General features: G+C 39.6%; 14 protein-coding genes. 10 read left to right on the top strand and 4 right to left on the bottom strand.

Annotation, left to right across the window (positions count from 1 at the left end):
• Positions 1-91 precede the first annotated feature (91 nt).
• From MKY41_RS13355 to MKY41_RS13345, 3 genes are all read left to right on the top strand, one after another.
• Positions 92-649, top strand: coding sequence for an NADPH-dependent FMN reductase (locus tag MKY41_RS13355; RefSeq protein ID WP_340745483.1), 558 nt, complete (start codon positions 92-94; stop codon positions 647-649).
• A 69-nt stretch (positions 650-718) separates the two neighbouring features.
• Positions 719-1,663: a DsbA family oxidoreductase gene (locus tag MKY41_RS13350; protein WP_445683335.1), complete on the top strand. Its 945-nt coding sequence runs from the start codon at positions 719-721 to the stop codon at positions 1,661-1,663.
• A gap of 16 nt (positions 1,664-1,679) precedes the next feature.
• Entirely contained in the window at positions 1,680-1,985 is a 306-nt protein-coding gene (locus MKY41_RS13345; RefSeq protein ID WP_340745481.1) for a monooxygenase, read from the top strand.
• A 50-nt stretch (positions 1,986-2,035) separates the two neighbouring features.
• Here the strand turns inward: MKY41_RS13345 and MKY41_RS13340 are convergent, their stop codons facing one another.
• Positions 2,036-2,863: a TrmB family transcriptional regulator gene (locus MKY41_RS13340; protein WP_340745480.1), complete on the bottom strand. Its 828-nt coding sequence runs from the start codon at positions 2,861-2,863 to the stop codon at positions 2,036-2,038.
• A gap of 134 nt (positions 2,864-2,997) precedes the next feature.
• On the opposite strand from MKY41_RS13340, the gene MKY41_RS13335 reads away from it, so the two are divergent.
• Positions 2,998-3,627: a homoserine/threonine efflux transporter gene (locus tag MKY41_RS13335; protein WP_340745479.1), complete on the top strand. Its 630-nt coding sequence runs from the start codon at positions 2,998-3,000 to the stop codon at positions 3,625-3,627.
• 201 nt (positions 3,628-3,828) lie between these two features.
• Here MKY41_RS13335 and MKY41_RS13330 read toward each other — a convergent pair whose 3' ends face one another.
• A complete protein-coding gene (locus tag MKY41_RS13330; protein ID WP_340745478.1) occupies positions 3,829-4,806 on the bottom strand; it encodes a glycerophosphodiester phosphodiesterase family protein in 978 nt (325 codons plus the stop codon).
• Positions 4,807-5,080: 274 nt separating this feature from the next.
• On the opposite strand from MKY41_RS13330, the gene MKY41_RS13325 reads away from it, so the two are divergent.
• Positions 5,081-5,191: a putative holin-like toxin gene (locus tag MKY41_RS13325; protein WP_340745477.1), complete on the top strand. Its 111-nt coding sequence runs from the start codon at positions 5,081-5,083 to the stop codon at positions 5,189-5,191.
• A 253-nt stretch (positions 5,192-5,444) separates the two neighbouring features.
• Here the strand turns inward: MKY41_RS13325 and MKY41_RS13320 are convergent, their stop codons facing one another.
• Positions 5,445-6,323, bottom strand: a complete 879-nt coding sequence (locus MKY41_RS13320) for a LysR family transcriptional regulator (RefSeq protein WP_340745476.1) — start codon at positions 6,321-6,323, stop codon at positions 5,445-5,447.
• A gap of 138 nt (positions 6,324-6,461) precedes the next feature.
• Here MKY41_RS13320 and MKY41_RS13315 point away from each other — a divergent pair, with 138 nt between their 5' ends.
• The 5 genes from MKY41_RS13315 (at position 6,462) to MKY41_RS13295 (ending at position 11,394) form a co-directional block, all read left to right on the top strand.
• Positions 6,462-7,433, top strand: a complete 972-nt coding sequence (locus MKY41_RS13315; protein ID WP_340745475.1) for a DMT family transporter — start codon at positions 6,462-6,464, stop codon at positions 7,431-7,433.
• 230 nt (positions 7,434-7,663) lie between these two features.
• Positions 7,664-9,115, top strand: coding sequence for a 4-hydroxyphenylacetate 3-monooxygenase, oxygenase component (gene hpaB / locus MKY41_RS13310; RefSeq protein ID WP_340745474.1), 1,452 nt, complete (start codon positions 7,664-7,666; stop codon positions 9,113-9,115).
• A gap of 327 nt (positions 9,116-9,442) precedes the next feature.
• A complete protein-coding gene (locus MKY41_RS13305) occupies positions 9,443-9,856 on the top strand; it encodes a BlaI/MecI/CopY family transcriptional regulator (RefSeq protein WP_340745473.1) in 414 nt (137 codons plus the stop codon).
• Positions 9,857-9,859: 3 nt separating this feature from the next.
• Positions 9,860-10,708 (top strand): M56 family metallopeptidase, encoded by an 849-nt coding sequence (locus MKY41_RS13300; protein WP_340745472.1) that lies wholly within the window; start codon positions 9,860-9,862, stop codon positions 10,706-10,708.
• A 53-nt stretch (positions 10,709-10,761) separates the two neighbouring features.
• Positions 10,762-11,394 (top strand): DsbA family protein, encoded by a 633-nt coding sequence (locus MKY41_RS13295; protein WP_340745471.1) that lies wholly within the window; start codon positions 10,762-10,764, stop codon positions 11,392-11,394.
• A gap of 307 nt (positions 11,395-11,701) precedes the next feature.
• Here the strand turns inward: MKY41_RS13295 and yiaA are convergent, their stop codons facing one another.
• Positions 11,702-12,172 carry an inner membrane protein YiaA gene (gene yiaA / locus MKY41_RS13290; protein WP_340745470.1) on the bottom strand — a complete coding sequence of 157 codons (471 nt, stop codon included), beginning with the start codon at positions 12,170-12,172 and terminating at the stop codon, positions 11,702-11,704.
• Positions 12,173-12,509: the final 337 nt, after the last annotated feature.

Below are 12,509 nucleotides of genomic sequence, written 5' to 3'. Positions count from 1 at the left end.
TATCCATTATGATCTACAATTCAATTGTATAGCAAATTAAAGGCGTTGTTTCAGTACACGCATAATAAAAATCACACCAGGAGGAATACAAATGATTAAAATTGGTATTATTACAGGGAGTACTCGTGATTCTCGAGTAAACGTTCAAGTTGCAGAATGGGTGAAATCCATTGCGGATCAGAGAACGAATGCCGAATTTGAGGTGGTGGATATTAAAGAATACAATCTGCCAAAATTCAATGAACCGATCCCTGCAATTATGTCACAGGATTATCAAGCACCAGAAGCAAAGGAATGGTCACAAAAAATTAATGAACTGGATGGCTTTGTTTTTGTCACTCCGGAATATAACAAAGCCATTACGTCCGGGTTAAAAGATGCGATCGACTATCTATATGTTGAGTGGAATAATAAAGCCGCCGGAATTGTAAGTTATGGTTCAACTCTTGGCGTTACAGCAGCTAACAATTTGCGACTGATTCTAACTGTACCAAAAGTGGCAACAGTAGGCACTCAGCCAGCACTCAGTCTTTTTACTGATTTTGAAGAAATGCGCACCTTTAAACCGGCACCTTTTCATGAAGAAACCGTTCAAACGATGCTAAATGAAGTCGTCGTTTGGTCTACTGCATTGAAAACCATTAGATAATAGTTTCAATAAATGTGCCAAAGCGAGAGAAAGGAAGATTGCTTCTTTTTCCTCGCTTACTGTATAGAAATGAGGGGAAACAAATTGAAGAATAATCTTAATATGATTTGTGATTTAGAAACGGGTGTATGCGGAGTAGCTGGAGAAGAAGATATGGAGATCATTGATTTTAATCAACCAGAAAAAAAGGTGAATCTTTATTATGTAACGGATCCTATTTGTTCCCACTGCTGGGCCATTGAACCGACACTCCGCCGTTTTTTAGAGCAATATGGTCATTATTTTAACTTTCATACGGTTATGGGTGGCTTACTGGAAAAGTGGCATGACGGACCAATTGATCCTGCAAACGGCATTTATAAACCAGCTGATGTTGCAGGACATTGGAGAGAAGTGGGTGAATATTCAAGAATGCCGATTGATGGCACTTTAATGATTGATAATCCAGTTCAATCCTCTTACCCGGCCTCTCGTGTATGTAAAGTAATTCAAAAAAATCATGACGATGCCACAGCATTTGTCTATTTACGCCGCGCAAGGGAAGCACTTTTCGCATTTAATCAAAATATTTCAGACCAATCCGTTCTAATTGAAATCGTAAACAAACTGGGTCTTGACGGAGAAGCCACTGTACATGAAGCAGAACAGCCAATCGGACAACAATTATTGAATAAAGATTTTGAGCTAACAAGAAGCTTAGGGGCTAGAGGTTTTCCTACGATTATTATGATGAATGAGGAGAATAAAGGTGTGAAGATTGTTGGGGGACGCCCATTTGAATACTATGTTGATGGATTAAAACAAGTTTTACATTTGGAAGAACTTCAACCAAAACAACAGCCGTCTCTTTCCAGTTTGCTTGAAAAAGAAAAACTGCTATTTTCCAAAGAAATTGAAGTCATGTACGACGTTGAACAATTAGAAGTTCATGCTTTTATTGAAAAAGAGCTTTCACCAGACCGTTATCAGGCAAAGGAAATTCTAGGGGAATTCTATTTTACAACTACTAATTAAACAAAGGAGAATGAATATGGCATACGTATTACAAGTGGATTTTAAAATGGATGGACCATTCGGAGATGAAATGGCGGAGGCGTTTACTGATTTAGCAAAAAGCATCAACGAAGAAGAGGGGTTCATATGGAAGATTTGGACAGAGAACCCCGAAACAAAAGAAGCTGGCGGGATTTACAGTTTCGAAACAAAAGAAACAGCTGGAAAATATCTAGAAATGCACGCTAAAAGATTAGCGGGCTTTGGAGTTACGGACATCAACGCAAAGATATTTGACGTTAATTCTAAGCTTACTGCTATTAATAAAGGACCGATAAAGTAATCAAAAGGTACTGGGACAGTTCAGAACTGTCCTAGTCCTTTCGTCAAAATCTATTTCACATAATGCTTTTTAAAATCAGGATGGATCGAAAATTTACGACGTAAATGGATGAGGTTCTTCCCAAAACTTTCTTCCAAGAGCTCTCGATGTTTCTCCATGATTTCCATGAGATACAAATCATGAATCATGACTTCTGTAATGGGCATGACCAAACCGACATGCATGGTCCATGCTGCGCGGCTATCTTTCCCCAGTGAGACAATCCCCGCAACTACTTCTGAATCATCCCCACTAAAAACAAGCCATTGGCCGCCATATTCTTCTGTAATTTCATGACCCATATAATGCAAGTAAACAGTAGCAAAATCGGAGACGATTTCTCCGTACGCAATAATGATTACATGGACCCCTCGATTTGCGGCCTGCCTAAGTTCAGGCTCCAGTTCCTCGTATTCCTCTTTCCAAATTTCTAAGAGAATTCTTTTTTTAGCAGCTGCTATACATGTTTTTACTTTATCGAGTATTTCATTACGTCCCATGATATTCCAGATATTTTCACGGTCATTTGTGGAACTTTCGAATTCCGCTAATGATTTTTCCGCCAGTTCAAAATTCTCTTCCGCTCTTATTCGGCGATTTTTAATCAACTCTTTGGCAGGGACGGGCGTATACTGTGGCGTATTTCCGAGACTCACCAGAATATCTCCGCGCATGACAAGACTGTCCAGCACTTCATATATTCTGGAACGCGGAACTCCGGAATTTTTGGCTACTGCATAACCGGTTAATGGTGATTCTTCCAATAGGGTAAGATAGGCTTTCGCTTCATATTCGGTAAAATTCAGATTTTTTAATGTATCCAAAATAGTTTCCTTCATAAATCCTCCTACGTAAAATTAGTCGCTACCTTTGTAACTAATATTTTAACAAAACGTATTGATTTTTTCCAAAGACCTCTGCTATATTTGAGTAGTTACTTATGTAGTCACTAAAAAGGAAGTGAGAACTCTTTATGGACAATTTACTAACCTATATCTCAATAGCTGCGATGATTGTGATCATACCCGGAGCAGATACGATGTTACTTGTAAAAAACACACTTAGCTATGGTCCAAAAGCTGGGCGTTATACAGTCCTTGGAATGGCAATGGGGCTTTCTTTTTGGACATTGATTGCGATACTTGGCTTGTCAGTTGTCATTGCAAAGTCCGTCGTTCTTTTCAGTATCATCAAATATTTGGGAGCCGCTTACTTAATTTATTTAGGGATTAAAAGTTTTTTTACAAAAAGCGTATTTTCTTTAAAAGACATTCAATCTCAAGCCAATACGCCTACAAAATATTCAAATCGGCATAATAAAAGTTCTTTTATGCAAGCGCTGCTTAATAATATCCTGAATCCAAAGACTGTTTTAGTTTATATCACAATCATGCCGCAGTTTATCAATTTGGACGGAAATGTCAAACAGCAGTTGGTCGTATTAGCCTTCATCCTAACCTTCCTCGCTGTATTGTGGTTTCTATTTCTTGTTACCCTAATAGATTACGCAAAAAAATGGTTGAACAATCCGATATTCCAGAAGGTATTCCAAAAGTCAACAGGCTTAGTTTTAATAGGGTTTGGTGTAAAAACAGGAATTTAATATAATTGGATTCACGCCGTTCCGATCATGGAACGGTTTTTTTATTTTAAATTTCAATGGCTTGCGAACCTATATAAAAAAAAGACTGAGTGCGTTCACACTCAGTCATGCAGTTGACAGACCGTTTGAATTATTTTAGAAATGGCTAATACGGAGAGTAACCGTGCCGCCTAGTTAGCCAGTAGTGCGGCGCGGTTACTTTTATTCTTGTAAATCACGAGCAATAACGTCTATTCTATTAGTCCAAACACCGCCGGTATAATGAGAAGGCAGTCGCTTCAAATCCTCAGTTGTATCAAAACCTTCCGACCATCCTCCATTTCCCGCCACCATAATTACACGGGTCCCTACATTTTCCAATCTAGTTATAAATTTATCCGGCCAACCCCACATCCAGGGGGCATAATTTTCCGGGATATGAATTTGCGTATTATGGCAAGCCGAGGGGACATAACCTGTCCAGCCCATGGAAATATAAGGGATCATGCAACTTTTCATAGTAGCTATAGACATCACACGAAGTTCGGGGAGCATTTCTTTTACTGAGTGAATCGGTTGGTCTCCGCCGTAGACAGTCAGTTGTTTTAACTGTTCGTTTGGCAGTTTGGACAGAAATTGTGCCAGTTGAATTCCTTCCTCAGGATCATCACTTTTAATATGAATTAAAAATGATTCTTCCGGGAAATAAGACAAAACTTCTTCAAGGGAAGGCATCAGCCCCACCCCTTTACCTCGAAACGGGTATGTTTCTCCTTTATCTGCTGTATAACCATATCCAAGATCCAGTTGTTTCAGTTCTGCCATGGTGTGCTCCCGAGTCACTCCTTCACCATTCGTTCTGCACTCAAGTGTCCAATCGTGGAAAACAGCAAACTGACCGTCTTTTGTAGGGTGAACGTCAAATTCAACGACGTCGGCTCCAGCTTCAAAGGCAGCCTTCATTGAAGGAATCGTATTCTCTAAGTAAGAATGTTCTGGTTCATAGATCCTCTCTGCTGTGCATGTATCACTGGCAATCTCCTCCATAGGGAAGGTTTGGCCCATCCCTCTATGCGCTAATAGCAAAGGAGCTTCATCTTTCGCTTGAGTAAACAGATTGCTGTTATTTAAATAGATGAAGGCTGCCAGGACCAATAAAAATATGATTAGTCTTTTAATATATCTTTTAAATTTCTTCATACGACCTCCAGATTAGTGAATTCTTATAGATAACTGTCAAAGACAGTATAGCCCAAAACTATATTATAAATCTGGGGATGTAGGGAGTTTACCGTTTCTCAGTCCACCAAAAGTATTGAAATATTGTTCGGAAGTTGAAAACTAGCGAAAACACTTGTGAGGAGAGGGGGGGAACACTATCAAATGGATGCTTTATGTCTGGTATAATAATAGACGCAGTGACATATATAGCGGATGGGCGGTTGGCACTCCCTTTTGGAAAGGGGGTGTTCAAATGGTGACTTTTGAAGCAATGAACATGCTATTCCAATTTGGAATGTTCCTAGCAACAGCGGTAGTAGCTATTGCTGCGATAATTGCTCTCTACACCAACAGAAAAAAGTAACCTCCCTCCGCTACCAGGCAAGTAGATGAGATGGTTACCTTTTTTGGTTAAACATTCTTACTTCTGGCCAACCGCACTTCAAGCGGATGTCAGCTGCAATCGACCGGGTGTTGGCGCACTCGGTCTTTTTTAGTATATGTTTACTTTACCACAGTCATACAAAGAATACACCTTGAAAAGTATCAAACCGCCTATGGTAAGATCTTTTGCAATCCGAGGAAAACCAACTGTCAAAGATGTCTTCCTTGCTAACCTAGAATCCTATCGGATAAGCGGGTTCGTCATTACTATGTTCAAACGTTTCGATAAACTTTTCGAGGGTGGAAGTTAAATATGCGTCTTTTCGTCGAATGAAGACGGTATTGATTTTGCTGTATTTTTCGGGCAAGTAATGACAGTGGACCAGTTCTTTTTCTGCTAAATGGGAGACGGCTGATTTGGGAACAAACGTAATGCCAAGTCCCATGACTACGCTCCCTAGTATTGTTTCCAAGGTTCCGAATTCCATCACTTTTTGAGGGGTTATGTTTTGATCTTTATACCAGGTTTCCAATCTTGCCCGGTAGCCGCATCCTTTGCTGAAGCATAGGAACGGCTCTTTTTTTAATTGCTCCACTGACGTTTTCGATTTGTCTGATAGTATGACTAGCTCTTCTTGAAAAACGTCATGGGAAACCAGTTCAGGGTGTTGGTCGATTTCTGTTATGAACGCACCATCCAAATGGTGATTTAGTACATCTTGTTGGAGCTGTTCAGTCACACCTGTCAGAAGAGATAAGTCTACGTTTTTATATTTTTTACTATAGGCAGACAAGATAACCGGTAATTTAATGACGGTTTCCACGGATCCGATTTCCAGTTTGCCTGCTGGTTCTGTTTTACTTTGGACGACTTTTTTCATTTCATTCGTAAGTGATAGGATTTTCTCGCAATAGACGAGCAATTTTTTTCCTTCAGGTGTTAATGTCATTCCACGGTTATGACGGTTAAAAAGTGCCGTATTCATCTCGTTCTCCAGCTTCTTGATTCTGGATGTAATATTGGACTGGACGTAGCTTAGTTCTTTCGCAGCTTCTGTAATGGTCCCTTTCTGGGCAACCATTTGAAAGATTTCCAAGTCTTTAAATTCCACGCGATTACCCCTTTCAATTTCCTCTCCTTCTATGGTATCACCAAAAGAGATGTTAGGCATCAATAATGTTCATTTTGAATGATATCAAACTTGTGATTCAATAAATATGTAGAAGATAGTTGAAGGAGACAAAGCTTTATGCAGAAGAATGTAGTATTGGGCGCTATGTTATGTTTGATTTCGGCGATATCCTGGGGAGCTATGTTTCCAGTGGCGAATCATGCGTTTCACCAGATTGACCCGTTTTATTTTACGATTTTCCGTTATGTCCTTGTAACGATCATTTTAATCGTGTGGTTGTTAGGGAAGGAAGGGAAACAAGCTTTTCGGTTGGAAGGGAAAGGTTGGTTGCTCTGGTTTTACGGTACTATGGCCTTTACGGTATATAATTTGCTGATTTTCTGGGGACAAGACTTATTGGGTCATCCAGGTACCATGGTCGCTTCCATTATGGAGTCTTTGATGCCGATGATTTCAATCGTCATTGTCTGGATGCTAGTACGACAACGCCCGCATGCCTTTACGTTATTTTGTGTGTTTATCGGGTTCGTTGGCGCGTTGTTAGTCGTTACAAAAGGGGATCTCGGCTCCTTTTTTGCAGCGAAAAATGACATGATTCCATCTTTATTTATTTTTCTCGCAGTCGTTGGCTGGGTTGTCTACACAATGGGCGGAAGCCGATTTAGCAAGGATGGTTGGTCTGCATTACGTTATTCCACGTTAAGTTGTTTGCTCGGAACCGCTACTGCAGTTGTTGTCGTTTGCGGCGCGACGCTTTCTGGATATGTCTCGTTTCCGACCGTTGAAACAATGATCATGACGAGCCCTCATATTGCTTTCATGGTGATCTTCCCGGGTGTAATTGCCTTGGTAGGATGGAATTATGGCGTAAGTGTCATCACACCGCTTAATGGATTGCTATTTCTTAACTTTGTACCCGTTACAACATTGGTCATTCAAATATTTCAAGGTGCCGGTATCACTGCTTACGATGCCATCGGTACTATTTTCATTATCGTATCCTTGCTTTCAAATAATATTTTTCTTAGGTTGCAGCAGAAAAACAGGGAACCGAAAGAGAAGTTTAAAGGGAGATTACAGGAAACGTAAAACGACTTCACAAACGAAGTCGTTTTTGCCGTTTCGAGGTAGGGAGGGGTTAACGAGCGTCAGTAATTTTTACCTTTCAGTGTTGTTCAACATACACCTTCACCCCTTAGCTAAAGAAGGAATAATAGCAAGCCCAATTTACATAGGTTAATTTTAGTAAGAATAATTAATATTGAACGGCTTAAACTGTTAAAATGGTCGTTTATTTTTTAAAAATTGGGGAGTGAAACATGGGTGCTATTAAGGGAAAAGAGTATATTGACCGATTAAATCTGCTAAATAATGAAATTTGGTACGATGGTGAAAAAATTGAGGGGCTGCTCTCTGAACACCCTGCCTTTAAGGGACTTATTCAGTCAAAAGCGGCTCTTTATGATTTGCAACATGACCCAAAAATAAAAGATGAGATGACATTTATTTCCCCAGTTTCAGGAGAACATATTGGTCTTTCCTATTTGCAACCAAAAACAAAAGAGGATTTAATAAGAAGAAGAAAAATGACTGAACATTGGGCCAGGTATTCAGGGGGAATGATGGGAAGAAGCCCGGATTATTTAAACACAGTATTGACAAGCTTTGCTTCTTCAGCGAGCTTTTTGAAAGACAAAGAAAATTGTTTTCCGTATAACCTGCAAGTATTTTATGAATTTTCTAGGGAAAATGACTTGTCGTTTACACATACCTTCATTTCTCCGCAAGTGAATCGTTCTCCTATCTATATCGAAAATAGCGACGAGCCAATCGCCGCAAAAATTATTGATAAAAATGAAGAAGGAATTATCATTAAAGGCGCCCGTCTTCTTGCGACTCAAGGTGGTTTAACAGATGAAGTTTTAGTATTCAGTGTTGGTAAATTTCTATTTAATGAAGATGAAGCTTTTGCTTTTTCTATCCCTTCTAACACAAAAGGAATTAGATTTATTTGTAGGGATACATTCATTGGAGGTCAATCTTCTTTTAATCATCCATTAAGCTCGCGGTTTGAAGAAATGGATTCGATCATTGTCTTTGACAATGTATTGGTGCCTTGGAATAGAGTGTTTTATTACAACACTGCGGAGGTAGCTAAAGAGTTTCCGGTTCAAAGCTCTTTTCATCCCTTTACTAAGCACCAAGTATTGATAAGACAAATTGTAAAAATGGAGTTCGTCTTAGGTCTTGCCGAGCTTCTTATCGAAACTATTAAAATTAGCGAGTACCAGCATATTCAAGAAAAGATGTCAGAAATCATCATTGGTTTAGAAACGATGAAAGCCTTGTTGGAGAAGTCGGAGAATCACGCGAAATTAGATGAATGGGGATATATGCGGCCAGAAATTTTTCCGCTTCAAGTCGCCGGTAACATTTTTCCAAAAATCTATCCTCGTTTCACTGAAATTATCCAGTTAATCGGAGCTAGTGGAATGATTACATTGCCAACCGAAAAAGCATTTCATTCTACGATTAGAAAGGATTTAGATTCTTATCTTAAGGGAGCAACTAAGACTGCAGAGGAGCGAGTAAAAATATTTCGTTTAGCTTGGGATCTAACAATGAGTTCGTTTGGAACAAGACAAACTCAATATGAGCGATATTTTTTTGGCGACCCAATTCGATTATCAAGCGATTTATATAAGAACTACCCCAAAAGTGAATATATAAAGATAGTTAGTAATTTCTTAAATCTAAAAAAAGAAGAGTAACAAAATTAGGTTTAAATTTCTTGTTTTAGAGGGGGCTGTCCAGAAAGTCAGTGAAAACTGAGCTTTTGTGATAGCCTATTTTGAAGTTTTTCAAAATAAAATCGCCCTATCTAGTAAAATGAGATCATCACAACTCATTCTAGAAAGGACGATTTTTTAGGAGTAATTCGAAGTACACAACTTTCACTTTATGGGGACCGTTGTCTTTATCAAACGCTATATATGTAGCTTTGTCTGCCGGTTCATATAGTAGAATCATTTTGGATCAAGAATTCTTGACGGAATAAATACTGAACACTACAATGAGTAATGTGAGGTGAATAGCGTGTGAGGATTCGAAAATTTAAAATTGATGAAAGTGGGTTGAACCGTTTTTTTGGACCTCTTGAGGCGAAGATTATGGACATCCTATGGAACAATGTCGAGATGACCATCAAAGATGTCCAGCAAGAGCTCGAAAAAGAAAAGGTAACAAACTTTAATACCGTGATGACTGTTATGAATCGATTAGTTGAAAAAAAGATTCTTCAAAAGCGGCCTGAAGGAAGAGCGACGTTATATCAACCGATTCTCTCAAGAAGTGAGTTCTTGAATACGCAGTCAAAAGAGATGATAAATGAACTCATGGATGAATTCGGTACAGTTGTCGTAAGCCATATGCTCGATGCACTTGAAGAGGTGGACGATGACCTGGTTGCTAAGTTGGAGCAAAAAATAAAAGAATTGAAAAAGGACGTATAATGTATGTCCAAGCGTCAATCTTCTTTTATGCTAATTGTGTCTCTTCTCATTTCGGGTGTGGTTTTTCTGCAGATGGGCCTCTACCTCATTTCGATTTTAGCGGGTTGGAACGTCCGATTTAATCTCGTTGAAGTTTGTCACAGTTGGATTAAAGCATTCGGTTTATCCTCACTTGAATATGTGCTCGATGGGTTTGTCGTTTACACGTTGTTGTTTGCGATATGGAAAATAGGATTGCATTGGTTTCATGCCGCGCGGATGAAAAAACGATTTGAGCTATATAAAGAGAATGCGCTCACAATCGCTATGAATCAGACCTACAACAGCGGCAAAAAAGAAATCATAGTCATCTCATATCCTGCCCCAGTTGCGATCACTGTGGGATTAAGTCGACCTAAAATCGTCGTTTCCACAGGTTTGATGAGTCTCCTAAACGATGACGAATTAACGGCAGTTGTGTATCACGAGATGTATCATAAGGAAAGTCGCGATCCATTAAAAATCTATTTGCTCTCTCTCTGCTCTTCGACATTGTGGTATATTCCGATTTTAAAATGGTGTCATCAAAAATATAGAATCGTGAATGAACTGCTAGCAGATGGGTTTGCTATTGAAAAACAAGCGACATCAGTAAACTTAGGAAGCGCACTTTTAAAAATGCTGAAAGTAGGCAAGCAGGAAACAATGCCTTTTGCCTATGCGTCATTTGCGGATACCTCCGTTAATTATCGGATTGATTATATTGTGAATCCGTTCATGGATATTCAATTAAAGCTTCCGCGGAGAGTAGTATTCCTATCAGCAATGATTTTTAGTCTGATCTGTGCACTCTTTATTTACGCGCTTGCGTAAATTTTTTTACCCCATTACACTACGTCGTGTAGTTTGAAGTAGGAGTGTTTATATTGTCTAAGAAATTGTTTTGGATTATCGGTTTAGTAGCTGTATGTGTCATTGGGATTATTGTGTTAACGGATGTTAGCAAAAAGTCGGTTACCCTCGATTATGATGGTCAACCATTTTTAGGTGAAGTTTCGGCGCCCGTTGAAATTGTCGAATTTGGCGATTATAAATGCCCAAGCTGTAAAGATTTTAATGAAAATCTTTTCCCGATTATTTATGAAGAATTAGTGGAAACAGGGAAAGCAAAATTTTATTTTATGAATTATTCATTTATAGCGGCGGATTCAACGACAGCGGCCCAATTTGCAGAGGTTGTTTATCAGGAACTCGGCAATGAAAAGTTTTGGGACTTTCATAATTTGCTGTTTGCCAATCAAACAACAGTCCCCCATTACACCGTTGAATTTTTGCAAGCCATTGTTGCAAAAATAGCAAGTCAGGAAGAGACGGAAAAAGTGCTTGCTGCTTATCAAAATCGTGAAGGGGAAGCGGCTTGGGAGAAGGATATGAAAACGGCAAATAGCCTGGGGATATCTTCGACACCAACAATCCTTATCGGCGGGAAAGAATTTAAGGGACGTACGATGAATGACTTTACTAAAATGGTGGAAGAGGCGGCGACCAGTGGTCAATAAACCGATACTCTTCGCTTGGTTGGCGTCGATCATCGCTATCGCCCTGGTAAGATAAAAAGCATCCTGCAATTGCTTTTCGAAAAAGGTATCTTGTCGATGCCCAGTTTGGTGGATGAATTGAAGGTAGACCAACCCTTTTTAACGAAATTAACCGGTATAGAAAAGGAATTTTTTGATCAATACCAGCAAAAAGAACAAAAAGTCTTTACGATGTGCGAATTAGCTCTTAATAGGCCAAGCCGAGGATGAGATCCAAAGAAACCTACCCCCGTTCTACTGTTAGAACGGGGGTAGGTCGTTACATAGATTAATCCATCTCCCTAGCCTTCTGCGTATCCCGGACATTCTTCTGCACGGTGATCGCCGCGAAGATGCTCAGAACGAACGCCATTCCATAAAACCCTTTTTCACTCAGCACGATACTTCCTGCGTTGTATAAGCCGATAGCCATCAATAAAATCGAAATAATTAGTGCAAACCAGCTGATTCCATAATAAATGTTCGTCACGGGTATCCCTTCATCTTTATCTCGGACTGCTTTTTGCAGAGAAACCGATGAATAGAGGCCGAATACTAAAATAGCAAAATAATATCCTTTTTCATTCAGTTCCATGGAGGCATTAAACAAGCCGATCAAGTACGCCCCCACCCCGATCACCAGCGCTGCCAATGCAGCTCCTTTGAACGCTGAAGTGGGTTCGCCAGGTTTCCTTTCTACCTTCACTTTCGGAGCATTTCGTGTTTCCTTATCCAATAAATCTTCGATATCATTAGCCATGGAACGTTCCCTCCCCTTTCCTCAATCATATCCAAAAGTGTGAAAATCGGCAATATTCAATGGAAGCAGGAGCTTTGTCACCAAGGCCTCTCTCCCTCCCTAATAACCCTAATTCATATGATGAATTGTGATAGTTTATGATTTACTATTTCCTAATAAAGGGAAAGAATAGTGTCTATCCGCCCGTCTGCAAACTAATCTAGTTATATAAGTTGAATTTATTATATTACCTATTAACTTAGTTGATTGGAGTGCAGAGCGGCGACTCCAGCGAAGGCCGTCACGAAGAACGGCCTTTGTGCCAAAAAGCGTAGCGTTTGGCAACAGGGGGATGCCT

This window comes from Sporosarcina sp. FSL W7-1349, from assembly GCF_038003045.1.
Taxonomy (GTDB): domain Bacteria; phylum Bacillota; class Bacilli; order Bacillales_A; family Planococcaceae; genus Sporosarcina.
The sequence above is the reverse complement of the archived record's forward strand: the minus strand, read 5'-3'. Positions and strand labels throughout refer to the sequence as shown.